Below are 26228 nucleotides of genomic sequence, written 5' to 3'. Positions count from 1 at the left end.
TACTATAAACAACGATTTAGGTTCGTATTGTTAGATGCCTCTCAGAGAGAAAACTTCGTTATTTCCCCTCCTATGTTCCGTAACAAACAAAGCGCAAAGCCAACAGGGACGCACGTATAAAGCGCAACTATAAGAAATTACGGAATGAGGAGAAACCTTGGAGGGAATGATGTTACTCCGTTCTCAGCCTCGGATCCAAGGCATCGCGAACGGCATCGCCGAAGAGATTCGCAGGTAACACGAGTCCAAACATAAACGTAAACGCTGCAGCGAGATTCCACCAAACAATCGGGTCGCGTGCGAGTTCCAATCGCGCCGTGTTAATCATATTCCCCCAACTTCCGGTCGTCGGATCAACGCCGATCTGGAGATAACTGAGCAACGCCTCTGCCAGAACCAATCCACTAAACCGTAAGATAGCGGAGATTAGCACGATATGCATCAGATTCGGAATCAGGTGTTTGAGAAGAATAAGTCCACGACGCACACCAAATGCTTCAGCGGCTTGTATGTACTCCAATTCTCGGAGTTTCAAGGTTTCACCGCGTAAGACTCGGCAAAGACCTGTCCAACTGCTGATCCCCATGATGAGACACAGATTGAATAACCCCTGTCCAAAGAGGAGCATGAAGGCAACGATAAGCAAGATAGACGGAATAGAATCAAGGGTGGCGTAGATATACTGAACGGCATCATCTATCCTACCGCCGAAGTAACCCGCGATAACACCGAAAAATATGGCAAACGGCACGGCAATCAATGTGGTAAATCCACCGATAATAAGTCCAGTCCGAATGCCTTTTAGTGCAAGGTAAAGGACATCGCTGCCCACCTTGTCCGTCCCTAAGAGATGGCTTCGCGGATACGCAAGCGGCGGATAATCGCGAACCGTTCGTCCATCGGGAGTCTGGAGGGTACTTTTCGCATACAGATGCGTTGCCAAGGGGGCAGAATAGGTTTTCTCGGTCCGCTCTCGAAGAGGTGTGCAGAGCCTATCGAGAAGACTCAAGGTTTTCGGTCTATAGACAACAGCACCGCTCTCATTTCGGGTGAGTGTCTGGTCGGTTCGCCGTATCAACGGATCACGCCAACCGATGCTATCCAACACACCGATAAGGAGATACCCCAAAAGGATAAAGAGACAGACCATGGCAAGTCGATTTATACGAATCTGTCTCGCGGCGTTCCGCCAATACTCTTGCTGTGAGGCATATCGGAGAAGCCATGCCGCGCCAACAAGAAGCGCGATAACGATAATGTTTTGATAGGCATCGGAACGCCATACCCAACTCAGCCGGTCCCCGATTCCGATGTCTGGAGCATTTGTCCCAATGAGAAAAATAGGCATATTGTATTAGTTTTCAGTTTTCAGTCGTCAGTTTCCAGTAATCAGTCTTATGCTTGTGGCATTTACGAGAAAATCACCCGCCACAAATTGTCTCTTAACTGATAACTGAGTACTGAAAGATTTTTCGCAGAAAAATCGTACTGCCAACTATTCCTGATAAACCGCTTCGTGTGTATGAAACCCATCTTTAATAACCTTCTCGTCCAGGTTCTCCTTGTCAACTTGGATGGGTGTCAGCAGGATTGATGGCACGTCAATTTTGCCGTTGTTAACGGTCTGCGTGGCTTCGGCGATTGCTTCACCCTTTGCGAGGGCGACAGCGGCTTGCGCCGCCTTTGTTGCAATGAGATGAATCGGTTTGTAAACCGTCATGGTTTGTGTGCCTTTAACAATCCGTTGGCACGCAGCGAGTTCTGCATCCTGCCCAGAAACAAGGACAGTTCCCGCCAAATTCTGACCTTCAAGTGCCTGTATAACGCCACCAGCAGTACCATCATTAGAGGCGACAACAGCATCTATTTCGTTGTTCGTCTGCGTCAAGACCTGCTCTGCCTTCTTGAGTGCGTCACGTGGATCCCAATTAACTGCCCAATGCTCGCCTCCCGCCACCAATCGAATGTCGCCACTATCAATCGCGGGTTGCAAGGCACGGAGCTGTCCCTGCCGAAGGAGTTGCGCGTTATTGTCGGTTGGTGCACCGCCGAGCAAGAAGTAAGCCCCTTTTGGCTTCTGACGGAGGATATATTCGGCTTGCAAATATCCAACCTGCTCATTGTCAAAGGAGATATAGAGATCAGGTGAACTCTCGCGAATCAATCGGTCATACGCGATCACCTTGATGCCCTCTGCGTGCGCGGCTTGCACGATTTGTGCGGCAGCGACACTATCCTTCGGAATAACAACGAGAACATCTACACCTTGCGTAATCATATTTTCCGCTTGTTCGTTTTGTCGGCGTTCATCGCCATCAGCAGATTGGACGATAACCTCAGCACCGAGTTTCTCTGCCTCAGCCGTGAAAATATCCCTGTCTTTCTGCCACCGTTCTACACGTAAAGAGTCCATAGACAAACCGATCTTAATCTTCTTAGTAGCAGTGGCATCCGTCCCCTCGCTTTTCTTTTCTGGATCGGCACATCCGAATAGCATTACGAGACACGCTGTTAAAACGCAGAAGTGGAGGATCACTTTGACACAAACCTTTTTTTCAAGTGAAAAATTGCTGTTAAGATTTGAGAGGCGCATCACATAACTCCTTTTGAGATTTATTGTTGTTTTTCAGACGAATCCGCTTCAGAAGTGGATGCATCAGACCCATTAGAATCGGGTGAGATCTCGCGCACAATATCGCCTTCTTTGAGAGGTTCCGTGGTTTCAACAACGCGAAAAATAGAGACCTTATCAGTCAGGATTTCGGAAACCGCCACGCGTCCGATCTGTTTTGGCACGTAGGTTAGGATTTCACCCGTGTCCAAATCACGCACCGGCTTACCTTTCGTATAAACGTCAAACTCCTGGTTGATGGCTATATCCCAGTTGGAACCAATATTGACATAGATTTTATCAGGATGTTCACTATCCACATATTGGATCTTGCCTTTGATAGGCTCACCAGGTGCCGCTGCGGGTTTTCCCTGTCCTTCTTTGGCGGTTGCAGTTTTCGGCTCCCAAGGTGTGATGAAATTGGGTCCGACACTATCCCGGAGTGCCAAAACGACTTTAATTAATGCCTCATTGGTTACGATGCCGAAAAGCGTTCTGTCGTATTCAGCACTCGCAAACTGGATTTCATTCAGCTCAACCGGTTTGACAATCGGGCGTGGATTTTTTCGTTGACTTTCCGTCGTTTGCCCAAAGGTGAGGTTCGTTCCCTCCTCTGTCCTGCTCGCTTCAAGAGAAGCAACTTTTGTGCCGAGATAATTGTGGTCCCGACTGGCGGAGATTCGGGGTTCTGCTACAGCGTTACCGGACACATTGTAGAATTTCATGTTCAGTTTAATGGTGGCACGGTGTATAGAGCCCCGCAAAATAACAGGGGCAACATAACTTGCGCCGACAGGTCCCCGCTGTGCTTCGCGGCCACCTTCTCGCAGTGTTCGTGAAGCATTGGTTCTGAAACGTTCCTGATTAAATTTTTGGATATCGCCCACCACAATTACGTCTGCATTGAGATGCTTCGCAAGCGTTGCGCGTTGTTCCTGATTTAGTTTCTTTAAGCCGTGCCGTGAGAGCGTCATAAGTGCCATAGCATCAAGGAGTTCATCTTTGCTGATGGGTTCATACATATTCGTTTCGACGAGCTTCCGATTGAGCATTTTGGCAAATCCCGCCTCCAAATCCCAACGCTTTTTTGTGCTAAACAGATTCCCGATGAAACTGGGTATACAACCACATCCGGTAGGAGAATCAAAGCGACTGTGGTCCTCAAAATAGAGGACAGCAATCCGTTTCTTTGGAGCAGCCTCACCAACAACAACCGTGCCGATAACGAAGCACAAACTGAATCCCATCACTAACAGATATGAAAAGATGCGTTTCACTGTTTTTTCGCCTCCTTTTCTTCCTTTGGTTACCTCTTACACCTATAATTTAGCAGCCTTCGGAAGATTTATCAAGAAAATTTAGGGTTCTGAGAAATTGGGCTTCTACCCAAGCCAGAAAACCCTTGAAATACAAGAAAATATTTGGTATTCTTATAGTCATCAGTTATCAGCTATCGGTTAAATAAAGAGCAGCTTGTGATCATTAGGAAGATTGCAACATCCACAGAAGTTAACTGACAACCGATAACCGAAGAGCAATAACTATTCAATATACAAACGAAAAAGGAAACCTTATGTTTACAAAGAACAGAGGCGTACATCATAATTTATTATTTATATTCACAGCTTTCATACTAACTGTACTGGTTGTCCTTTACGGATGTAGCGATAAGCAGTCAAGTGAAAAAGCGAAAACAACCGATGCCTCGCGTCAGGAAAAGGAGTGGCTTTCAATTTTAGGCGGTGTGATTGGTGGTAGTTTTTCACAATTTGCCGGGGGTGTTAGTCGTATCTTGACCCAACAGGAACCGCATCTCAAAATATCTGTCGGTGCTTCCGCCGGTTCAGTCGAAAACACGCGGCGTGTAAATGACGATACGGAAGCACTCGGTGTCGTTTTTGCCTCTGAGAGCTATCTCGGCTACCACGGCAAAGAAATTTTCGCAGAAGAGGGTGCGAAAACCAATATTCGTATGGTGACATTACTTTTCATTGCTTATGACCAGTTCTCAACGCTGGCACACAGCGATGTTCATCAGTTTGAGGATATTGTCGGTAAAAAAATCGCTTCTGGGGCAAGTGGGTCAGGCACCGCTCAAACGTTAGAGCGTTTATCAAGACTCGCTGGCATCTGGGGCAAGTTTACGCCGATCTACAAAGGTGGTAGTGCCGCTGCCGAAGCACTCCAAGACGGACAGGTCGCTGCATTCCAATGGCTTGTCAGTGTGCCAAACAGCGCTGTTATTCAACTCACAGCAATCAAATCCATTCGGATGATCGATCTCGACGTAGTTGCGAAGAAGTACGGCTTCTATGAAAAGTACCCGTTTTATCTCTCCGGGTCTTTGCCAGAAGGTGCTTATGAAGGCAAAGTTGAACCGGTGAGAACTCTCCTGATGCCGACGGTACTTATCGCGAACAAGGCGGTGAGCGAGGAAACCATCTATAAACTTCTAAAGCATGTTTACGCACCAGAAGGACATCAGATGATGCTTCAGACAAATCAAGCCGCGGCAGATATGACGATAGAGAACGGACCAAAGGCGTTTGTTATTCCACTACACCGTGGTGCATACAAATTTTGGAGCGAACAGGGTGTGGAAATCCCAGCACACGCCATGCCGGTGGATTAAATCGAAAACGAAAAATTGTCGTGTTTCCAAAATTTGCTTTTTTAGAGATGGAGAATAGTGAAAAATAAAACGATTCTCATCATTGGTGGCGGTGTGATTGGGCTTGGTATCGGATGGCAGCTTGCGAAATCGGGAGTCTCCGTCACCATTTACGATCGTGCTGAAGCCGGACGCGCCGCCTCTTGGGCAGCCGCTGGGATGCTCGCGCCCCTCGCTGAAGCACACAACGAAGAACCGGAACTGCTCAAACTCGGTTGCCAAAGTTTGGAACGTTATCCGCAATGGGTACATGAATTAGAGACCGATGCAGAGATGTCCGTCGGTTATCGGGTGGAAGGCACCCTTATCGTCGGATTAGAGCCTGATGATACACATCAACTGCGGCATCTCCACGCTTCACAACAAGAATTAGAATTAGATGTCGAGTGGTTGACGGGACGCGCAGCACGTGAAATCGAGCCTGCTCTCTCGCCGCGTGTGACTGCAGCCATCCGTTGCGCGACCGATCATCAAGTTGATAACCGACTCATGGTAAAAGCACTCCAGCGTTCCTTTCAGGCTTGTGGAGGCGTGCTGCATGAAAATAGCACCATTGAAAGCATTGTTATAGAAAACGGAGTCGCAACTAGCGTTCAAACACAAGACGGCTTTCAGGCAGCAGATACACTCATTCTCGCAGCAGGATGTTGGTCCGCCCAGATTGAAGGATTGCCAAACACTATCGTTCCGCCGGTGCGTCCTGTGAAAGGACAGATGTTGGCATTACAGATGGAAGCCGGTATTACGGTTAAAAATGTCATCCGCACTGTCAGGGCAAGGTATCCGACATCAGTATATTTGGTACCGAGAACCGATGGCAGACTTATCGTCGGTGCAACAAGTGAGGAGATGGGGTTTGACACACGCTTAACGGCTGGCGGCGCATTTGAGCTGCTCCGTGGTGCGTGGGAAGCAGTACCGGGCATTTACGAACTGCCACTTCTGGAGACATGGACGGGCTTACGTCCCGGTAGTAGGGACAATGCCCCCATACTCGGCAAAACACCCATTGAGAATCTGATATACGCAACAGGACACTATCGCAACGGCATCTTACTCACACCAATTACGGCTTATGAAATAGCCAAACTGATTCTGACGGGTAAAACCTCAGAGATAATTGCCCCATTTCAGTTAGACCGATTTTTAAAGTAGTAGGCACACGCCGTGTGCCGTAACCACACTTGAAAAATATGAAAATAAGCGTTAATGGCGAAGACAAAGAGATCCGTTCAAATCTAAACGTTCACGATCTGCTCATCGTCTTGGACCTGAATCCGACCCAAGCCGGTATCGCTGTCGCAGTCGATCGGGAAGTTATCCCGAAAACGCAGTGGCAGAAGACGGAACTTCGCGAGAACAGTGAAGTCGAGATCATCCGCGCTGTGCAGGGAGGTTGATACATTGGGCATTCCGACGATGTATGGGGGTTGGGAACATTTGCGTCATCCGTGATAATCCGTGATTCAGACAAATTAACGCAAACTAACAACTCACATTACACCCAACCTTCTCCCTCGCCTCCAAGACCTTATCGACAACAGTTTTCACATCGGCTTCATCGACAAACGGAGATAGAATATATGATTTCAACGCGACGATCGGTTCTTGGTATGTTGTCTGTCGATAGCATTCGGTTGTGGAAATGACCACGCCTCTACCCTCCATCGCCTCTGAATGCACGTAGTCAAAGATTTTGCGGTTGTATTCGTTATGCGCTCGCAAACTCTCGCGATACGTAGCATCCTCAAATTCCTGTCGTTTGATTGAGAAAGTGTCCACTCCCTCCGGATACGCACGGAAAAGGGTGACGGTTCCAAAGTTGTCTCGGTTCAGCACGGTGGTACCCGCGTGCCCTTCCAAGTGTTCCCGCAGGAGTTGTGTCATTTCAACGATGTGTCCGATGATGGCTTGCAAGCCTTGTTCCCCGAACAATCGGAGATTCGCAAGGGCTGCAAGGGGCCCCGTTCCTGCCCTGGAGGTTTCAAGGGTATACATGCCGGGGCGATGTTCCCCGAAGTGATAAAGGTACGGCATCTGTTCCGGATGACGCTTCACTAAATTGACGTCCTCTCGATTTTTGACGAGGACGAGACTGGAAATATAAGGTGTAAAGCCCGTCTTATGAAAGTCAATCCCGACGGAATCCGCGAGGGATAGGTGCCGTATGCGTCGGCACGCGCCCGCCAAAGCCCGAACGGTACGCGGGCGGAATTCTAAGGGGTTCCCCTCAAGATCATAGTCGTTAAATACCGACCATGCCCATCCGATAACCGCATCGGCGTGAACGTGCGGTCGGTAGTCGAGTTGGAACTCATCAACGAGTGTATCGCGTAACGCCACAATGCTCTCTAAATCGTCCAATCCGAAGGCATCCGTGGTTCCCAATGTCGCAATGATCGCAGCGATCTTTTTCCCACTTGTGAGTGCTTCCCGAGCCGCCTGTTCCAATTGGGCGAGGTCGATTTCATTGTCATCGGTTGTTGGTATTGTAACCAGATTGTTCGTTCCCATGCCGAGCCAACCGACAATGTTCGTCGCACAATAGTGTCCGGCATCTGATACCAACACAACTGCCTCTTCTGGGGTCCCGTTTTGCATCGTCCCCGGGCACGCCTTTTCTAAACCGAGTTTCACCCCGTAGAGTGTGGTTCCAGTGCCGCCAAAGGTAAACACCCCACCTGCCTTTTCCGCGTCATATCCAACCATCTTCGTGGTCATCGCGACGACTTCAACTTCAGCCAACGCCACGAGGCGACTATACTCATCCCAACTGATGTTCGGATTGTAGAGAGAAGCGAGCAGCACGCCTATCACACTTGGAATTGTCGTCGGCGGGATAACGTTCTGTTGTGTCCGAGGATGCCCGAAGATAGTCATCCCCCGAAGATAATCAATGAGCTCAGCAGTAACATCCTCAACCGAGGACATAGCGTCCGGTAACACTGTCTGCCGCGCTTTTTCAAAGTCCCCAGAGACGATACTCCCGAGCATCGGCAGATGTGTTTTGAGCGCGTCAACTTGGTCCAGTGCACGCATGATGGAATGCACGAAGTAGGAATCATGTATCGGGTCAGATGTAGGTTGAGGGAAGGCAAGTCTAATGTTTTGTAAAATATCGCGGTAGTTCACGTTTTTTCTCTCTCCATTATCAGTATTTAAGGATTGCATTGGCACGATTGAATTATACGCTACTTTCCCTCAGAAATCAAGTAATAACTCAAGCGGAAGATCGCGAGCACAGCTCGCTCCTACAGGGACATATCACGACTTAGCGTTTGTTCTTATGGGAGAACTAAATAACCCTGCAAGTACTGAGTGCTGCCACTGACCCCTAACCTTATATCCATCCGCCGTAAACAAAATCCACTCCTTCACTAAGGTCATTCAGTTTTTGGCATTTTCGCCAATTTACGTAGGAAGTCGGGCCCGGTATGTAACCACGCTGCCGCACAATGTCCAAATCATTGTAAATCCCACGATGAAAAACCACTTGATAAAGAAACTTTGACGCTGCTATACTAATTGTAAAATACATGGAGATAGATGTGTAGGCAAAGCACTATGAAAAGCCAAGAGGTTCGTTGGATTCAACGCGCAAATAGTTTTGGAAGGGCTTTCAATCGATTAAAGGCGGCTGTCAGACTTGCGGAACAACGGGAACTCTCAGATTTAGAAGCACAAGGATTAATACAAGGTTTTGAATACACACACGAACTGGCTTGGAAAACTCTGAAGGACTTCCTTGAGGCGCAAGGGGCAATGAACTTGTACGGTTCACGCGACACAACCCGTGCCGCTTTTAGGAATGGGTTGATCGAAAATGGAGAAGTCTGGATGGACATGGTTGACAAACGTAATCTAACGTCGCATACCTATGATGAGGAAACCGCAGCCCAAGTTGTTGCTGCTATCTGCACTACCTATTTCACCGAATTTGAGAGATTACTCGTCCGGTTGCAGCAACTGAAAGAGGGACGGAGCTCTTGAAAATGCAATACGGTTTGTCCGATCAGACCCTTCAGAAAATTCGTGATGTCTTTGTCCGATATCCACAAGTAGAGGAAGCCGTGTTGTACGGGTCCCGCGCCAGAGGTGACTACAAAAACGGATCCGACATTGACCTGACGCTTCGCGGCAGCACTGAACTGACACATACAATCCTCTCTCGGATCGCAAACGATCTGGACGACCAGCTGCTGCCTTATACCATTGATCTGTCTATCTTTAAGAATATCCGTAACCCCGAAATGATTGAGCAAATTAAGCGTGTTGGCGTAGCACTGTATAAAAAATAAGAATAGCCGTCAGTCGTCAGCAATCAGCAGTCAGTCAAGAGGGGGTTTGGTGAATCAAAACTTCTTGTAACGGACGGTTGATAGTTGACCACCAGACAACCATTAAAGTAAAAAGAAGCCCAAAATGAAAGAATTCAAAATCGCAGACCAAATTTATGCATCACGGCTGCTTATTGGGACAGCAGGGTATCCGAACTTCCATATAATGACGGAAGCCATTACCGCGAGCGGTGCCGAAATCGCGACGGTGTCGATGCGTCGTGTGAAATTCACAGATTCATCTGGAGAGAACCTGTTCGCACTCCTCCGTGAACGCGGTATGACGATCCTCCCTAATACCGCTGGCTGTTTCACAGCAAAGGACGCAATTCTAACAGCGAACCTCGCGCGAGAAGCACTTGAGACATCGCTCATCAAAGTTGAAGTTATCGGTGATGAAGAGACGCTGTTCCCGGATGTGGAGCAGCTCCTCAGTGCAGCAGAAACGCTTGTGAAAGACGGCTTCACGGTGCTTCCATATTGCAACGACGATCCGATTACATGCAAGAAATTAGAAGACATTGGGTGCGCCGCCGTAATGCCTTTGGGTGCACCCATCGGCTCAGGGATGGGGATTCGGAATCCGTATAATATTCAGATTATTCGCGATCTTGTACAGGTGCCGCTCATCGTGGATGCTGGTGTCGGCACTGCCTCAGACGCAGCAATTGCGATGGAGTTAGGGTGCGACGGCGTCCTGCTCAACACAGCAGTGGCGAAAGCACACCGCCCCGTCCTGATGGCGGAGGCGATGAAAAAAGCGGTCGAAGCAGGGAGAGCAGCGTTTTTAGCAGGGCGGATACCGCGGAAACTCTACGCGACCGCCTCAAGTCCACAAGCTGGAATGATAGAATAAAGACAAAAGATCAGAGTAACTGAGTGAAAACACCTTTTTATAACTGGAAAATTTATCTTGATACGTGTTGTTTAAGTCGCCCGTTTAATGATCAGACGCAGACTCGGATCCGCCGAGAAACGGAAGCTATTCAGACGCTTCTCAAGTCCTGTTTCACAGAACAATGTTTCTGGATTACGAGCGATGTCTTGATCCTTGAGGTCAACAATACTCCAAACCAAATCCAACGCGATTACATGAGAATTCAGTTGAATCGCGCGTATCAAAACATTTCGATAGGTGCGACCGAAAATATAAGAGGCCAAGAACTTGAAGTCTTGGGATTTAAGTGGTTTGATGCCTTGCACCTTGCCTGTGCAGAAAGTAGCCAGGCTGATGTCTTCCTCACAACGGATGACAGGCTGATCAGGACAAGTAACCGCGTCAGGGCACTACTTCAAGTTCGTGTTGAAAACCCCTATACCTGGTTACAGGAGATTAGAAATGCTGGAGATGACGAATATTGAGTTTTTTGAACTCGGTGTTGAAACACTTTTGGAAAAACTCGGTCCGACTGGAGTATCTCGGTTCCTCAGGCAGTGCGAACCGGGTACAGGCGATTACACGGTTGAGCGGCATAAATGGCTCGCTAAAATCGATAGAGAAACAGGTCTCAAGGAAATCAAGAAGATTCAAAACGCACGTGAGGTCGGTCAGTCAGATCGTAAATTCGAGATGCTCGCGAAGACAGTTCTTGCCGGAGAGAGAAAATTACCACCAAAAAAGGTTCAAAAACTGACAGATATAGAACTTTATGAACTTGCAGTAGAAATCCTGACAGAGAAACTTACCCCCGCCGGAGTGATCGGCTTCTTTTTACAGTGTAACCCGGTAACGGGTGACTGTTCTGTCAATCGGCATACATGGCTGGTCAAACTTGAGAACGGAATGATTCTTAAGGATACCTACACGCGTACGGAAAAACACAACGATTAAAGGACAAACCGGGGCACCGTCTGAATCATATTCAACCCCGTCTAACAACATCTGCAAAAAACAATGAAAACAGTAACCATCTCTTTGGTGACATGCTTCTTTATCTTTATAGAACTGGGTGTAAGTAGCGTGTCCGCGCAGTTTCAACCCGAATTCGGACAAGACCTCTTGGAAAGAAAGTCTGAAACGTCTGAAACAGAATCCGCAGAACTCGCACTTAACGCCCACTTCTCTAATACATTCAATAATCATATTGAACTCGGTTTGAGTGTAGATCCGTATACGAGCAGCCTCGCTGGAGAAGAAGACCCACAGCTTGCTGGTATGATTAACCGCTTTGGCGTTGACCTGAGCGGGGATTTACCAGTAACCGATGAACTTAGACTCAAACTGCAGTACGTCCCCCAAGTTGAAAACTATACCGGTGCGGAGGGAAAACTCAACGAATTCGACGCGTTCAGTGACATCCTCTCAACTGAACTGAGTTTTCAGCCCATCTCAAATCTACCGCCACTTTTGGCTTCACATCGATTCCAACGTTTCGTGCGCACCTCGAATGTCTACAACAACACCGAACGGCAACTCGGACTCCGCTTTGGACGCGTGTTAGAATACAATCTGCGGTTACACCGATTTGACGATGAAAATACGCGTAGAGAGGATTTCCTGCTTATCGGTTCCACCAGCCATAAGATGACATCGCGCGTGGAATTTGGACTTCTCAAACAGATACTCGGTAAACTGGAATACGGGATAGAGCATGGCAGCTACCAAACCAATTTGAACAATCTCATTTTAGGTGTGACAGGACTGGACGACAATGAACGCCGAAAAGACTGGCGACATATCGGCTCAGCGAAACTCATACAAGTAGCAACAGAAGGACTCATGTTTCAGGAAGAGATTAACCTATTCCTGAATCGTTCCAACGTTGATTTCTTCAACTTCGTCAGCACCGAGGTCGCAGCGAGTTCCTTTTATCGATTTGATACCGGACGTTGGTTGCGACTCCGGCTCTCCAGACTGTGGGTCCAGTTTGAAGGCAGACAGACGCTCGACGAAACGGGAGACATCCCAGAAAATCCAATAAACCGTCGGGATACACAGATAGGCGCGAATGTGCAGGTGAACTGGCAATTTAATCCGTATCTAACACTCAACGCCGATTACCAGATAACCCGAAACCGCACCAATGAAGAAGACCCACTGCTTGACTTTCTCAACTATACACACACCATCGCGACGCTCACGTTTAAGGGACAATATTGAAGTTAAAAGTCGCGATTCGGAGGGTACGCCCCCTACCGAGAATAGCCGTCAGTCATCAACCCTCAGCCAGAGATCGCTGGGGGTTTTGAAAACGAATGAAACTGCTACACGCTTCACTGATGGCTGATAGCCGATAGCCATTCCCCGTGGTGTTATCGCTTACCCTTAAAAAGTTTCAACTTCCCCTCAGATGCAATCAGGGTATAACACCTCTCAATCGCATCAGCGACGATAGATTCGTCCGGAGTATCCCACAACAACAGATAATCCACATTGTCAGCGTAATCGCAGAGATCAATCCTCTCCGGTTGCCAGTGCACAACTTGCACCCATTCTTTCTCTGCTAATGGTGTTTCAAAATCTGCGTTGAATCGGACCGGAAAATAGTCAAACTGTATCTCATAGTTACCGAGGTTGATGCAGCCGTTGTCAAGGCAGTAGTAATTCGCCGCATTGACAAAGATACCGACGCGTTCGGAACTGCCCCTCGGATCGAAGTGAAGCGGGAGGATAACCTTATTCTTCTCAACACGCTGCACAAAAGCGTTAAACTCGCTTATCTCAGCGTTGAGATTTCTGAAGAGAACGCCAACATAAACGATATTAATGAGTGCGAAAAACGTGACGACCGCCGTGAATACACGTTGCCACTGTTGCTTATCAAATCCACGGAACCACGCACATAAAACGAGGGTGGCTAAAATCGCAATCCTATCATTGACCCAACCACCCGGACCGATAGAGTTTGGTAGGATAAAATAGAGTCCGAAAAGCACACCAGTAAGACATAGAAACGCTTTCTGTCCAGTATGCGCTGCTGCCATCTCCCTCCTGTTTCGCCAGATTGTTACAACACTGAGAAAGATCAAAAAAGCAGATACAGCAGCAGAAAGCCAACTCGGAGCCTCGGTGTAAGAGACCAGCACGTGCATACCGATCAAGTTGACAAAGAGTTCTCCGACCCGTCCGAGTCCAAACTCAGGCGGTTCGCCTGCCAATAGGTCCGAAGTAGGAAGGTAGGCAATAAGAAGTAGGGCTGCGGGTAGGAGATAGCAGCCTGTAATGAGGATCCGTTTGAAGTCTCGTCTGAAATGGAACAGTGCCAGCAAAGCGATAGAAAACAAGATGAAGGCGTAAGAGATGAGGTGTGCGAAATAGGTGATAATGATGAGCAGATTGAGTAGAACGATCCGTTTTCTGTTCATCTCGTCCTTGTGTTTCCACCAGTAGCCGAGTGCGAGTAAAAAGAGAGGGACACTGACAGCAAAATTGTAGAACCCCATGAGGAAGAGGTAATTGTAGATAAAGGTAAAACTAAGTATGACGAGCGCATATCGTCCGCGCTGGACAGCGTTAAGGAAATAGTGGATTGCGAGCGGGAATAGGATAACATAGAGACTCAGAAAGATTTTCTCGGAGATAAGCGGCGGAAAGACGAACATTAACATCGCCAACGAAAAATGCGAGAGCCAGTTTGGAAAAGGATACCAGTTAATCTCGTAATAATCACGAAATTCATATTCGGGGTTGCTGTATTCTGTTAGGATTTGGGAGTTATAGACGTGACTCACACCGTCTTGCGTCGGAAAATAGGGGAACAACCAAATCGGTAACAGATAGATAACAATTAACACACCGATCAAAAGCGAACACTTTGTATAGAAGCGAGAGAAGAACTCCATTGTTTTTCCTTTCATCCCAAACTTAGGCGTTGAAATTTTCAGGACTTCAGTTATAATGTTATCATGTCTTTGTATTTTGGCGTTAGCATTTTTAGATTGGAGAACATTTCATGACCATAGACCAAGTAGAACGTTTCGTCGAAGAAAACGGGATTGAATTTTTTCTCTGCTCTTTTGTAGAAATGAGCGGGACCCCGAAAGGAAAGGTTATCCCATCCACACATCTTGAGGACATGGCAGAAGAGGGCGCGGGTTTTGGCGGTTTTGCCGCAGGTGAGATAGGGCAATACCCACACGATCCGGAGATGGCGAGCATCCCCGATTTTAATTCATTGACAATCGTCCCATGGCGGAAAAACTTAGCGTGGGTAGCGGGGGATATGTTCGTTGAAGGTAAATCGTGGCACTACTGTCCGAGGACAATTCTACGACAGCAATTAGAAAAAACAAGGGAAATGGGTTACGTCTTCAATGTCGGTATTGAGGCGGAATTCATGCTTTTGAAGCAGGACGAGACAGGGCAATACACACCATGGGATAAACTCGATACTTTAGATAAACCGTGTTACGATCTAAGAGCGTTGCACCGTAATCTTGACATGATGACAACCCTCATTAAATATATGCAAGAATTGGAGTGGGAACCCTACGCAAACGACCACGAAGATGGGACGTGTCAGTTTGAGACGAACTGGACCTATTCGGACGCGCTCACAACAGCCGATCGGCATACCTTTTTCAAGTGGATGGTTAAAACGATCGCTGAGGAGCGAGGATTACTGGCAACATTCATGCCGAAGCCGTTCACCAACCTGACGGGTAACGGCGCACATTTTCACATGAGCCTCTGGGATACGGCAAATCAGACGAACCTATTCCTTGATGAGAACGATAAAAACGGCTTATCCCAACTTGCTTACTGGTTTACAGGTGGCGTTCTAAAACATGCGAAAGCGGTCACGGCGGTCACGAATCCGCTTGTGAATAGCTACAAACGTTTAGTGCGTAGACCACCGCGTTCCGGTTCATCATGGGCACCCGTTTACGTCACCTACGGTGCCAACAATCGGACGCAGATGATCCGAATCCCAGCACCGGGACGCATCGAAAATCGATTAAGTGATGGTGCAGCGAATCCTTATCTCGCAGCGACAGTACTGCTTGCAGCCGGATTAGACGGCATCGAAAATCAGATGGATCCCGGCGTGCAAAACGAGGACAACCTTTACGAGGTCCCGGAAGATGAATTGCAGCAACGGGGTATTGGTGCCTTGCCGACGACACTCAGCGAAGCCGTAGACGCGCTTGAAGAAGACGAAGTCATCAAAAACGCGCTTGGGAACGAGTACGCGGACTACTACATTCAGGTCAAACGCGAGGAATGGCGAAACTACCATTGGAGCATCAGCCAGTGGGAAACGGACAACTATTTGGAGGTTTATTGATGTTGGGAACAACTGGCTTGTCTCTACGTAAAGAACCGCGAGCACAGCTCGCTCCTACAGAAAGAGGATCCGTTGGTACAAAGGAATAATTGATGAGAATTTTATTTAAACTGTCCGGTCTTGCACTTATATGTTTATTCGTTGTTCATATAGTAAGTTGCGGACAGCGTGAAGAAGATAATGAGGTTGACGCAATCGCACTGGTGAGTACGGAACCATCAAATGGAAGTACTATCAATGCCAACGGAATTATTACTGTTACTTTCGATGGTGTTCCCAGCAACGTGTCAGTGAACGTAGGTGTCTTAAAACAATTAGGTGCAACGATTACGATCTCCGGTCCGTTCACACCGGGTCCACTCGCACTAACAATTACGTGGACGGATGGGGTTCAAACACTTACCTATACCGTCGCAACACCTACCTCTGCAACGACTGATTTGTCCCCCGAACCCGAACCGGAAATTATCCCGGAACCCGAACCTATTATTCCAGAGGGAATGGTCTTGATCCCAGAAGGCGAATTCCAGATGGGCAGCAACGACGGGAACGCTGATAACGACGAACAGCCGGTGCACAAAGTTCACCTCGACGCGTTTTACATAGACGCAAATGAGGTAACCAACGGAGAATTTAAGGATTTTCTCCTTGCGAACCCCGCGTGGCAAAAAGACCGCATCGATGGAAAATTTCGCGATGCCAATTACCTACAAGACTGGAATGGGAATAACTTTCCGCTTGGAGAACGGGACCATCCCGTTCGCTATGTAAGTTGGTACGCGGCGATGGCTTACGCAGTTTGGGTAGACAAGCGTTTACCGACAGAAGCAGAATGGGAGAAAGCGGCACGCGGTGGATTACAAAGAAAACAATACCCGTGGGGCAACGGCATTAATCTCAATAGAGCAAACTACGGTAAACATCTTGGCGAGACAACCCCTATCGGCGAATATCCTTCAAACGACTACGGTGTGCATGACATCGCAGGTAACGTGTGGGAGTGGTGCCTTGACGAATACCAAGCCGACTTCTATGCCAACTCTCCCGATCGGAATCCCACTGCAGGTGCGAATAACGTTGAAGAGATCGTCAACAATTTTGAAAACATTGTAGATTTCCGCGTCCTGCGTGGTGGCGGATGGAACAGTGAACCTGAGTGGTTGCGTGCCTCAAATCGCCACGGGACAAGTCCCGCTTATGCCGGTATCGGTGCCCTCGGGTTCCGTTGTGCGAAAAGTGTATCCCCCTAACAGGCAAGAAAATAACAGAAGAATGGAAGGAACACTCTCTTCCAATGCCTCCATCCTTCTTTCTTTTTCCACTTTGGCGGTTTACTTCCTTATTAACATCTTTCGCGTGGCGGTGAAATCACCGGCAATCAAGGTATAAAAATAAAGACCACTCGCCACGGGTTCACCGAACTGGTTGCGACCATCCCAATACGCTGCACGGCTTTTACTTTGGTAGATACCTGCAGCCTGATGCCCTAAGTCCAGCGTCCGAACCAAGTTCCCATCCACAGAATAGATCGACAGGGTGACATCCGTAGACTCTGACAACTGATAAGGTATCCATGTCTCTGGGTTGAAAGGGTTCGGGTAGTTTGGCAGCAGGAACGTTTCTTTTGGATGGATAGCTGTTAATATTCTGTGTGCTGTTGACGGCGCAGCGTGCGTCATATTCCCTGGTAGAGCAGCGAAAACGATATCGCCAATGATGTTATCGAGCGGATCAGCAACTTCGTATAGAATTTCAGCCTCAGTACCATCCAAATTGGCACGCAAAACGATGTGAGTACTACCCCAGTACATTTTGCCATCTGATACATCAAGTGAAAGGTTAAAATGAGTTTCCATATTCGGGGCACTCACCAAATCTTCAATCTGAGAACCATCAAGGTTGGACCGCTGAATCTTGCTGGTATGATTATTAATCCAGTACATCTTGCCTGCTAATATATCCAGCGCGATAGCCCTGGAGGAAAGACCCGTAACCAGGTTTTCAACTTGGGAGCCATCCAGATTTGAGCGTCGAATCTTACCAGCGGCGATAATCTGGATAGTGTTATTCGCTCGTATCTTGTACGCGGCCTCGGTCCAGTACATCTTGCTGCCCGATACATCCACAGCGAAACTTTCCAATAATTCAAACTGCCCAATGCTCCCGAGGTTAAAGTTAGTAACCAAGTCTTCAACTTGGGAGCCATCCAGATTTGAGCGTCGAATCTTGTTGCCTTCAAACCTTCCAACGATCACAGCCCAATACACCATGCTGTTTGATGTATCTAAAAAAAGGTCTGTCAAAGCACCTATATTTACGACGACATTTTCAATTCCCGAACCATCCAAATTGGAGCACTTGAGCGTAGTCGACCCCCCAGAGATAGGAAACTCGGTCCAGTACATCTTACCACCTAACACATCCAGGGCAAGCCGACCTAACCGCATACCTTTCCTCACAAGGATAACTTTGCGCTGGGTTCCATCTAACTTACTCCGGTAGATTTTACTGTCCTCGGTCCAGTATATCAACTGGACTCTTGCATTCACTGTGTCGCTGACAATGACACCGACTTCGGTAGCAACATCGTTATAAATATCCGTATCGCCGTAATTCGCTGCCAACCAGGCACCATAATAATAGGTTCTCGGCGTTGAGGGTGCCTTTAACGGAATTATCTTTGTGATGCGCTCGCCAGCCTTGAGTGGATCCAACAACACTGTTCCTTGCAATTGGGGACGATCTCCTATGGCAAGTCCTTGAATAGACGAATGATAATACGATAAGGCGGGCCCCGGAGAATCGCCGGGTCCCTTGTTGTAGATTTCGATAGATAAAGTGAAGGGTTCATCGGGAGCCAAGATATCCTTGCTGATTATCAAAGATTCAATCGCGAGATCAAAAGATTGCGTAACTGGCTCCGGTGATGGATCTCCAGTATCCTCAGCAGTGACAGTGACGGTAAAGGTCTGTGTGATGAATAAGTCGTTGGTATTTGTCGCTTTGACTGTTACCTCGGTGCTGCCGACGTTCCAAGCTGAAATCGTGAGCTCCGAACCGATGACCTGTGGCAGCACCGGACCTGGATTACTCAGTTCTGTTGTGTAAGTGAGCGTTTTGCCATTTGGATCAAGAAAGTAGGTGGATAAGTCCAGTGGTGTGGCAGGATCATCAACCCTCAGTGTTTGATCAGGGATTGGATCAACCGCCATAGGTGGACGGTTTTGGGGATCGGTGACCGTGACAGGAAAAGCCAGCCCAGTTTTCAAGCCCGCCGGATCTATCGACCAGATGTGCAACCTCGTACTCCCTACCTTCTGAGGACGAATCGTTATCCAGGAACCTACCGCATCTCGCTGGACCCTTAACACGTCGAAGTTCTGACCCATCACTGAGTGCGAATACCTGAGTTCACCTCCCTCTGGATCTTGGAAGTAATCGGCGATGTCTAACCTCAACTCATCACCCAACGACAGGATCAGAGAATCAATCGTCTTCACTAACTTCGGTGCCTCGTTACCCTTGCGATCAATGATCAGAAACGAAGTGCCTTGAGGAAGAATCTCACCGTAGCCCGTTGCTGTGTGCGTCAGGTATACCCGCTCATTTACAGTATCAGCATCTTCGATCGTCAACAGTCTCACCGTTTTGGGTTTGTACCAGTCGCTGGCGGTAAACGTCAGCATAGCAGGAGAAACCGTCGCATCGGGATTATCGCTGCTTATCGTGATCATCGCAACGCCATCCGGTGGAGAATCCAGAGCCAAGGTGTAGATAAGATCGTGACCTTCATACACATCAAAGTACGACGCACCGAGTCGCAAGTCAGGCGAACAAAATCCATGCCAATTTAGTTGAAATGCAGCTGATTCGTATAGGTCCTCTATGTTTTCTTCAATCTTATCCGCAAGTCTTTCGCCTGATGAAGTCTCCAACTCCTCAAGCGCACCCTTTAATCGGTGAGCATCAAAAGGAGCAGCGATCAACTCCAGTATACCACCAATCCCTGTGAAACCCAGCAACCAACTGTGCCACGCATTATCACTTTCCAAGTCAGTCCCTAATTCTGCTGCACGCTCAGCATTTTCTTGATAAACTCCTGCCATCAGTCTTAGACGTAAAGGCCCATCTATGCTCATGCCACCTGAAACTTCACCCGATTCCATGTCTACATCAAGATCACCGCCTAAAATGTCAACAACATTGCCAGCATTGATGGCATCCCATAACTTTTTGGCTTCTTGATTGGCAACTTTCTGTAGGACTATCGCAGTATTGGCATGTGTCGAAGCGATCCAAAACGCATAAAGCAGTTTTCGCATTCGGATCTCTGTCTTTCCAATCTTTGCAATCAAATTCGCAGGTAAGGCGATAAATGCTATCGGACCACTCTTAGGGATTATCCTGAGACTTTTCAGAAATGTATGGCTTTGTATTTCGCTTGTGATATGTCCAACAATTTCTCCGACTACCAGTTTTTCAGCTGCCGTCACTGGTAATAATTCTTGATCTACCACAGCTTGGGCCAAAGCCTCGGCGAGTGTATCTGTGTTATAGACGGGTGTGCTACGCCGTGTTTTTGCTAAAACGCGTGCTGCCGTGTAGAGTTCCCATACCACCGGATCGTCAGGTCCCGGACACAACTCTACGTCTCCTGTTTGATTGTAAATGGAAAAGTCGTCTATAAAGTTGCCTCTCTGATATGAATTGAGAGGATTGTTATTAAGAAATCGGATTTGGTAGACGTTTCCGTCAGTCGTCCGCACCAAAACTGTTTGAAACGCATCGACCGGCCCCGCCAAAGTAAAAAAGAAAAAAAAAAGGATCATTATGCCGAAAGCCGTTTTGACGGTAACCTTACAACCTTGTGATATAAGAAAAAAAAGGGGCATAAAAGAATTCTCCTTGGCGTGAATTAGACTTATGTCAAGCATGAGCCACAATTGAGCCAGCCATTAGAGACACCCGTTTTCAATTTTCCAAAATCTGTAAATCGGGTCTTCGTGTCGTGCACTCATTAGAAATATAATTGGAAAATACACGAAAACTGAATGTCCCTGAACAGACCACCGAAAATACTAATGGAAGGTTAGACTGCTTCCTTGCTTTACTATTTCAACAACCAAGTCTCTATCTCCATGAGTATTCAGAGAACCCACGAACACCCGATGAGATCCCAGCCCGTTTATAGTGACAGTGTAATCTGTAGGTCCAGTGCCCCCAGGTTGACCGTCCTTTCCACTGCCATGATAATAATCGACTTCAATCTTATAGACTCCGTCTGGTGCGTCTTGCGTCCAATATATGTTCTCTGGGCCGAAACCATCCCTATCATCCAGATCCAGCTCGCCGCCTGTAGGAGAAGATTTATGACGATAATAGATCTCAATACCGGACGGATCGGTTATCCAAAGATCAATATCTGGTGTGCTGTCCCACGCGAGCGAAACTTGGAGTGCTCCCGTTCCAACCTTAACCAATCCTATCCGAGTCTCTATGAAGTTACTGATTTGTCCAATGTCATCATAGACCCCGTAAATCACTTCAAATTGACCTATCCCGAGGTTTTGCGGAAGACCAATGGGGATAATGAGATTACCATTGGCTGCTGAAGGGGCAGCAGGTGCCCCAGGTGCCCCGGCGTTGCCCTGGACAATGGCCGGGGATAACTCTGTATAAGGCACATCAAAGTGCCTATCAGATCCTCGTATCCAGACATAATACCCTGCCAGTTTGTTAGCTGCCGAGTATCGGAACGGTAGGAGAAAGGTACTGCCATTTGAAGAGATTAACTCCTCAACATTTCCTTCAATCCGAGGGGCAGTAGGAGTATCTGATGGCGATGGCGGCGTACCATCTATCTCCTGAGCATTATCTATGATAAGAGCACTTGAGAGAGCATTCGCATCATTTGGATCAATCTCAACCACTTCAGCCGTCGGTATGGTGGGCATTTCTCTACCACATGAATACACCCCTAAACCCAATAACAACATTGCACCGATCCAAGCCAACTTGTACCGGTTAATATCTCTCCTGTTCATCTTAGTTTCTCCTTATAGAGTTTTTGTTAAAAAATTAGGACTTACACAACATCAATTTTTAGCGTAGGTAATTTTAGTTGTTGACACAGACATAGGACTTACGCAACATCTTCGCTGGTGAGGTTTCAAACCTCGTCAGCGGCGCGCAGTACGTAGGGCTCATGGGAAAATTGGTAGACGCGGCTTGCAATCGCGTTTAAGGACTCATACCCTGCACACAACGAAAACCGATGTAAGCACTTGTAAACGACAGCGTGGACCATCCGCGCGCAGAAACCCGCATAAACCGGGTAGTATCAAGCCAAAAGCCACCGCGCAACACTCGGGAATCTTCCTCAGCATCATCATACTTATACCATTTCTAATTGAATATCTTCCAATGTGCATGTAGCATAAACAGTTAGTTTGCGCTACCGTGCACCCCTTCAGAAAAGTCAGATATGCTATCTATTTTCAGAAACGGTATAATATATTCATTAGTTGGGCAACACCGTCAAGGAGCCTAATAGAAATGGACGTTAAAAGTAGCTGCTATGGTAATAATATTACTATGAGATGTTTCATTGATCGTCACACCTGTCCAAGGATTCCATGCACTGGTATAGGTATCAGTATACCTAATGTACCCCAGCCCTAACTCAAGAGACACATGATCGCGCAACTCGTAACCGATTCCACCTGATATTGAAAGAAGACTATCCTCGTCAGCACTCGTATACCCGAGACCGCCATGGAGGTAATAATCCGAGTTCCGGTCAGTGAAATACATAAAACCAAGACTGGGTATAACGCTTGGAACAGTTGATGAAAAATAGATCGTCAGCTGATCAGACAAGCCATAACCGAGTTTGCCAGACCCTGCCACTCCTGTAGCCGAACCTTCAATATCGCCGCCACTTGCTATTGCTGCGTATCCAAGGCCAATGCCCAAGAGCAAACCTTCGCGTTCTCCGTCAAACAGCTGCGCGTCGGTAACGACCGGTGTGCTACAGATTAGCAAGACTATCAAAGTTGTTAACATCCCAAAACATCTGTTCATTTTCATAAAAATTCTCCTTTTTCTGTATGGAAATTACTTCCGTATCAACATTTTTCGCGTGGCAGTGAAATCACCCGCAGTCAGCGTGTAAAAGTAGAGGCCACTCGCGACCCGCTCACCATACTCGTTACGACCATCCCAATACACCGCACGACTCTTGCTTTGGTAGATACCTGCCGGCTGATGCCCTAACGCCAGCATCCGAATTAGATTACCGTTCACCGAATAGATAGACACGGTGACTTCCGATGCTTCTGACAATTGATACGGTATCCACGTCTCTGGGTTGAACGGGTTCGGATAATTCGGCAGGAGTGCGGTTTGCTTTGAAACAACTTGCGGCTGTCTTAAGGTTGCCAACAGCTGCTCAAGCATAGCAATATCGCGCTGATAAACAGGATCTGCTTGAGTAGTTTCCGGAAGTGCCTTGACTTGCGTTAGCAGCCCCTGAACATCTTCAACAGAAATATCTTTTTGTACTGCTGCATGTATAGAAGGTGCCGACGCTGCACCGGGGGCAGTAACATTAAACTCCTCCGACAATGTTGCTTCTCCTCCCCCAATAACAAATGCCACCACCTTTATTTTTTCATTCGGCTCCACATTCGTGAGGCTGAGGGTCGCCTTGGCTATACCGATATCATTAGTTGTTTTTTTAATCAATACTTCTTTTGATTCTGGGAACGTCCCTTTACCTTTCGGTACAACAAACGTGACAACCTCTCCGGGAAGTCCAGCATTATATTGATCCAGCACCACGACGATAAGGTCAAGGGATTTGTCAGGTTCACTCTTCTGATCAGGCTCTGACACTATTGCCAGTCTCATTCGTTTTGACTGTTCCCGCTGAGGCGGCTCACAGTCTGAGTTGGGTTGTTGTATTGGTTGTGCAGGTCCTGATTCCTCAATTAAAGTTACAAGTTTATCAATCTCATCGGAGTCCTTAAGCACATTGTAAAATTGTTCATCCCTGAACAATGCTCGGAGTTCACTATTTATAGTCAGAAGTCCTATAAATCTATAGTCTACCTCCGGATCAACTGCTGTTATGAAACCGGGATTGTTTAAAACAACCACAATAAAAGGACGATCTACAGCACTTTGAATTTCTGGTTTTCTAAAACCACGTAGGACATCTGGAAGAAAAGGTTGAATCTTTTCGTCCAGAACCGTTGCACGATGCTTGTGAAATACTTGTTCAGCAAACGATTGTCCAAAAATAACATTCGGAACTGAAAAGTGAAAAACAGACATTGCAAAAATAAAAGAACAGAAAAACATTCGCTTTTTCATCTATTTATTCCTTATGGTGGATCCTATAATTAACGTGGGTTTAATAAATACCTAAGCTTTCTTGAGTGTAAAAGTGTAAAGAGAATTCCTATTGACTGAAGAATGTTGATAACTTAATTATACTAAAAGGGTTCTCTTATACAAAAATAGGCATTTATTTTTCAAACTCACGTTAGGAATGAATTTGGACAAGCACATAGTTACCCTTGTTCACTTGAAAAAATAAAAAGCAATTGACACGGACCACAAGTAGGCACGCATCAATTGCCGTTGTAAGGAGTGTTCTATATGGTTTGCGATAGTTCACAATACAACAGATTCAATGAAAATGCGGGGCAGATTTGTAAATCCACCCCATACGTTATGAAACTTACTTCCGAACCAGCATTTTGCCAGTCGCACTGAAGTTACCTGCTGTGAGCGTGTAGAAGTAGAGACCACTTGCTACCTGCTCACCTAATTCATTACGACCATCCCAATACGCCGCTTGGCTCTTGCTTTGGTATACCCCTGCAGCCTGATGCCCTAACGCAAGCGTCCGAATCAGAGAACCGTTCATGGCATGGATCGTCACTGTGACATCCGTCGCCTCTGCCAACTGATACGGAATCCACGTTTCAGGATTGAACGGATTCGGATAGTTCAACAGGAGCCGCGTCTCGCCGGGAATTCTGGAAGCAAGAAGTGCTTCAAGATTCGCGATGCCGAGATCGAAAATAGCGGAACCGTCGTCTTCAACCTGTGCAAGGTCAATCCAGGATTGAATGGTAGCCGAATCCACATTACGACTCACAGGAGGCGCAGTAAGTGCAGGCTCATTATCTTCCCCAACCTCGCTGATAGTCACACTTTTTGCCCAATGCTCACTCATGTAAATTTTGATGAGATCAAGGGTATTGACAAACCCATCGCCGTTGACATCCGCGCGCGGATTGGATGGAACTGCCCCGATACTTCCAGCTACCATAACCAAATCAAGGATATTCACTTCTCCATCTTGATTCACATCCTCTTTTGCGGAAGACTGATGCGTAGTGACAATAACGTCGCTAACGAGAATAGAGTAGGATATCCGATCAGGTGTTCCGTTCTTATCCTCATCTTCATCACTTTGGAGTCGGACATTGTGTATTCCTAATGCTTCCTCAGCAACCGCCAGCACCTTAAACGTGATCGTTAGCAATTCCCCTTTGTCCCCAGGAGCCAGAGAGATACCAGTAGGAGAGGGAGCTTTTGCTACATTAGAAGGTGGAGGAGAGGCATTCGCCATTTGTCCAGCTCGAGCTTGACTGACGCTGATTTTACCGGACGATGTCACCTTATCATACACAGCATTTACACCGTCACTCTCCAAAAAACCACCCTCTGTGACATCAATGACTTCGAGTATAAGAGGGTTGTAGACAACATCCATTTGCCACGCAGACAAAGGCAAAGTTGGATAGCGGGGAGGTGTATTATCCCTATTTTCGATCGTAATTGTCTGCGTGAAGGTATCACCAATTTTTATCTTGGACTTATTGGAAGGCGAATTCACAACAATTAGGGCAGGACTATGGCCAACCTGTCTTATAGTGAACCGAGCCCTAGCAACCTTTGTCGTCTGCCCGAAGCGCCATACTGCTTCAATATAACCTGCACCAGGGGATTTGGCTGTACCCTTCACTGTTACTCTACCCAATGCAGTTACGGCACTAGAAGGAACCTCCGACACATTTGCCGAACTTGTAATAGTTAGTGTGACACCACTTTCTGGAAGGGCATTCTTCGCGGCAGCAAATGTTACCTCCACCGGGGCACCTACATCATAAACCTTGTCGGCACTTGAAACCTCTAGAGTCACTTCGTCTGCTGCTTGGGCGTGCACGTCAGCAGCATTACCGACAAGTATCAAGCCGAGACAGACGAGCGTAAATAAGCTTAAACGTGAAAACGTATTCATCTATTTAAATGAGGGTGTTTCATAAATAATAGTTGCCAAAAGTCAGGATACTGGGTATCCTTCA

21 protein-coding genes are annotated in these 26228 nt (G+C 47.3%); 11 read left to right on the top strand and 10 right to left on the bottom strand.

What is annotated here, in order from left to right; translation table 11 throughout:
- Positions 1–172: 172 nt before the first annotated feature.
- The 3 genes from OXH39_14100 to OXH39_14090 form a co-directional block, all read right to left on the bottom strand.
- On the bottom strand, positions 173–1348 hold the full coding sequence (locus OXH39_14100; GenBank protein MCY3551590.1) for an ABC transporter permease: 1176 nt from the start codon (positions 1346–1348) through the stop codon (positions 173–175).
- Positions 1349–1495: 147 nt separating this feature from the next.
- The gene (gene xylF, locus OXH39_14095; GenBank protein MCY3551589.1) at positions 1496–2497 is read right to left on the bottom strand and encodes a D-xylose ABC transporter substrate-binding protein; all 1002 of its coding nucleotides are present in this window, start codon (positions 2495–2497) and stop codon (positions 1496–1498) included.
- Positions 2498–2613: 116 nt separating this feature from the next.
- Complete coding sequence (locus OXH39_14090) at positions 2614–3888, bottom strand: hypothetical protein (GenBank protein ID MCY3551588.1); 1275 nt, start codon at positions 3886–3888, stop codon at positions 2614–2616.
- A gap of 296 nt (positions 3889–4184) precedes the next feature.
- Here OXH39_14090 and OXH39_14085 point away from each other — a divergent pair, with 296 nt between their 5' ends.
- From OXH39_14085 to thiS, 3 genes are read left to right on the top strand one after another with little or no spacing between them, the layout of a single operon-like run.
- Positions 4185–5243, top strand: a complete 1059-nt coding sequence (locus OXH39_14085) for a TAXI family TRAP transporter solute-binding subunit (protein ID MCY3551587.1) — start codon at positions 4185–4187, stop codon at positions 5241–5243.
- Positions 5244–5300: 57 nt separating this feature from the next.
- On the top strand, positions 5301–6437 hold the full coding sequence (gene thiO, locus OXH39_14080; GenBank protein ID MCY3551586.1) for a glycine oxidase ThiO: 1137 nt from the start codon (positions 5301–5303) through the stop codon (positions 6435–6437).
- A 38-nt stretch (positions 6438–6475) separates the two neighbouring features.
- On the top strand, positions 6476–6682 hold the full coding sequence (gene thiS / locus OXH39_14075) for a sulfur carrier protein ThiS (GenBank protein MCY3551585.1): 207 nt from the start codon (positions 6476–6478) through the stop codon (positions 6680–6682).
- 85 nt (positions 6683–6767) lie between these two features.
- Here the strand turns inward: thiS and OXH39_14070 are convergent, their stop codons facing one another.
- Positions 6768–8414 (bottom strand): pyridoxal-dependent decarboxylase, encoded by a 1647-nt coding sequence (locus OXH39_14070; GenBank protein MCY3551584.1) that lies wholly within the window; start codon positions 8412–8414, stop codon positions 6768–6770.
- Positions 8415–8846: 432 nt separating this feature from the next.
- On the opposite strand from OXH39_14070, the gene OXH39_14065 reads away from it, so the two are divergent.
- From OXH39_14065 to OXH39_14040, 6 genes are all read left to right on the top strand, one after another.
- Entirely contained in the window at positions 8847–9272 is a 426-nt protein-coding gene (locus OXH39_14065) for a nucleotidyltransferase substrate binding protein (protein ID MCY3551583.1), read from the top strand.
- Between the two features lie 2 nt (positions 9273–9274).
- Complete coding sequence (locus tag OXH39_14060) at positions 9275–9580, top strand: nucleotidyltransferase domain-containing protein (protein ID MCY3551582.1); 306 nt, start codon at positions 9275–9277, stop codon at positions 9578–9580.
- A gap of 124 nt (positions 9581–9704) precedes the next feature.
- Positions 9705–10475: a thiazole synthase gene (locus OXH39_14055; protein ID MCY3551581.1), complete on the top strand. Its 771-nt coding sequence runs from the start codon at positions 9705–9707 to the stop codon at positions 10473–10475.
- Between the two features lie 23 nt (positions 10476–10498).
- A complete protein-coding gene (locus OXH39_14050; GenBank protein MCY3551580.1) occupies positions 10499–10981 on the top strand; it encodes a PIN domain-containing protein in 483 nt (160 codons plus the stop codon).
- Positions 10959–11450, top strand: coding sequence for a hypothetical protein (locus OXH39_14045; GenBank protein ID MCY3551579.1), 492 nt, complete (start codon positions 10959–10961; stop codon positions 11448–11450). Before OXH39_14050 ends, OXH39_14045 begins: the two co-directional genes overlap by 23 nt.
- A 63-nt stretch (positions 11451–11513) precedes the next feature.
- Positions 11514–12719 (top strand): hypothetical protein, encoded by a 1206-nt coding sequence (locus OXH39_14040; GenBank protein ID MCY3551578.1) that lies wholly within the window; start codon positions 11514–11516, stop codon positions 12717–12719.
- Positions 12720–12871: 152 nt separating this feature from the next.
- Here the strand turns inward: OXH39_14040 and OXH39_14035 are convergent, their stop codons facing one another.
- Positions 12872–14401 (bottom strand): hypothetical protein, encoded by a 1530-nt coding sequence (locus OXH39_14035; protein MCY3551577.1) that lies wholly within the window; start codon positions 14399–14401, stop codon positions 12872–12874.
- Positions 14402–14511: 110 nt separating this feature from the next.
- Between OXH39_14035 and glnT the strand changes: the two genes are divergently transcribed.
- Together glnT and OXH39_14025 are read left to right on the top strand one after the other, a co-directional pair.
- Positions 14512–15846, top strand: a complete 1335-nt coding sequence (gene glnT / locus OXH39_14030; GenBank protein ID MCY3551576.1) for a type III glutamate--ammonia ligase — start codon at positions 14512–14514, stop codon at positions 15844–15846.
- Positions 15847–15938: 92 nt separating this feature from the next.
- Positions 15939–17096 carry a formylglycine-generating enzyme family protein gene (locus OXH39_14025; GenBank protein MCY3551575.1) on the top strand — a complete coding sequence of 386 codons (1158 nt, stop codon included), beginning with the start codon at positions 15939–15941 and terminating at the stop codon, positions 17094–17096.
- 81 nt (positions 17097–17177) lie between these two features.
- Here the strand turns inward: OXH39_14025 and OXH39_14020 are convergent, their stop codons facing one another.
- The 5 genes from OXH39_14020 to OXH39_14000 form a co-directional block, all read right to left on the bottom strand.
- A complete protein-coding gene (locus tag OXH39_14020; protein MCY3551574.1) occupies positions 17178–20738 on the bottom strand; it encodes a T9SS type A sorting domain-containing protein in 3561 nt (1186 codons plus the stop codon).
- Between the two features lie 186 nt (positions 20739–20924).
- A complete protein-coding gene (locus OXH39_14015) occupies positions 20925–21890 on the bottom strand; it encodes a hypothetical protein (protein MCY3551573.1) in 966 nt (321 codons plus the stop codon).
- A 502-nt stretch (positions 21891–22392) separates the two neighbouring features.
- Positions 22393–22935 (bottom strand): hypothetical protein, encoded by a 543-nt coding sequence (locus OXH39_14010; protein MCY3551572.1) that lies wholly within the window; start codon positions 22933–22935, stop codon positions 22393–22395.
- Positions 22936–22962: 27 nt separating this feature from the next.
- Positions 22963–24222, bottom strand: coding sequence for a T9SS type A sorting domain-containing protein (locus OXH39_14005; protein MCY3551571.1), 1260 nt, complete (start codon positions 24220–24222; stop codon positions 22963–22965).
- Between the two features lie 370 nt (positions 24223–24592).
- Positions 24593–26164: a dockerin type I domain-containing protein gene (locus OXH39_14000; protein MCY3551570.1), complete on the bottom strand. Its 1572-nt coding sequence runs from the start codon at positions 26162–26164 to the stop codon at positions 24593–24595.
- Between the last annotated feature and the right edge of the window lie 64 nt (positions 26165–26228).

It is taken from the genome of Candidatus Poribacteria bacterium (assembly GCA_026702755.1).
GTDB lineage: Bacteria > Poribacteria > WGA-4E > WGA-4E > WGA-3G > WGA-3G.
Note: the sequence above shows the minus strand (reverse complement) of the source record. Positions and strands in the feature narration are given on the sequence as shown.

Coding starts and splice junctions, on each gene's coding strand:
- OXH39_14100 (MCY3551590.1), bottom strand. CDS start 1,348: ATGCCTATTTTTCTCATTGGGACAAATGCTCCAGACATCGGAATCGGG.
- xylF (MCY3551589.1), bottom strand. CDS start 2,497: ATGCTATTCGGATGTGCCGATCCAGAAAAGAAAAGCGAGGGGACGGAT.
- OXH39_14085 (MCY3551587.1), top strand. CDS start 4,185: ATGTTTACAAAGAACAGAGGCGTACATCATAATTTATTATTTATATTC.
- thiS (MCY3551585.1), top strand. CDS start 6,476: ATGAAAATAAGCGTTAATGGCGAAGACAAAGAGATCCGTTCAAATCTA.
- OXH39_14065 (MCY3551583.1), top strand. CDS start 8,847: ATGAAAAGCCAAGAGGTTCGTTGGATTCAACGCGCAAATAGTTTTGGA.
- OXH39_14060 (MCY3551582.1), top strand. CDS start 9,275: ATGCAATACGGTTTGTCCGATCAGACCCTTCAGAAAATTCGTGATGTC.
- OXH39_14055 (MCY3551581.1), top strand. CDS start 9,705: ATGAAAGAATTCAAAATCGCAGACCAAATTTATGCATCACGGCTGCTT.
- OXH39_14045 (MCY3551579.1), top strand. CDS start 10,959: ATGCTGGAGATGACGAATATTGAGTTTTTTGAACTCGGTGTTGAAACA.
- OXH39_14040 (MCY3551578.1), top strand. CDS start 11,514: ATGAAAACAGTAACCATCTCTTTGGTGACATGCTTCTTTATCTTTATA.
- OXH39_14035 (MCY3551577.1), bottom strand. CDS start 14,401: ATGGAGTTCTTCTCTCGCTTCTATACAAAGTGTTCGCTTTTGATCGGT.
- glnT (MCY3551576.1), top strand. CDS start 14,512: ATGACCATAGACCAAGTAGAACGTTTCGTCGAAGAAAACGGGATTGAA.
- OXH39_14025 (MCY3551575.1), top strand. CDS start 15,939: ATGAGAATTTTATTTAAACTGTCCGGTCTTGCACTTATATGTTTATTC.
- OXH39_14020 (MCY3551574.1), bottom strand. CDS start 20,738: ATGCCCCTTTTTTTTCTTATATCACAAGGTTGTAAGGTTACCGTCAAA.
- OXH39_14015 (MCY3551573.1), bottom strand. CDS start 21,890: ATGAACAGGAGAGATATTAACCGGTACAAGTTGGCTTGGATCGGTGCA.
- OXH39_14010 (MCY3551572.1), bottom strand. CDS start 22,935: ATGAAAATGAACAGATGTTTTGGGATGTTAACAACTTTGATAGTCTTG.
- OXH39_14005 (MCY3551571.1), bottom strand. CDS start 24,222: ATGAAAAAGCGAATGTTTTTCTGTTCTTTTATTTTTGCAATGTCTGTT.
- OXH39_14000 (MCY3551570.1), bottom strand. CDS start 26,164: ATGAATACGTTTTCACGTTTAAGCTTATTTACGCTCGTCTGTCTCGGC.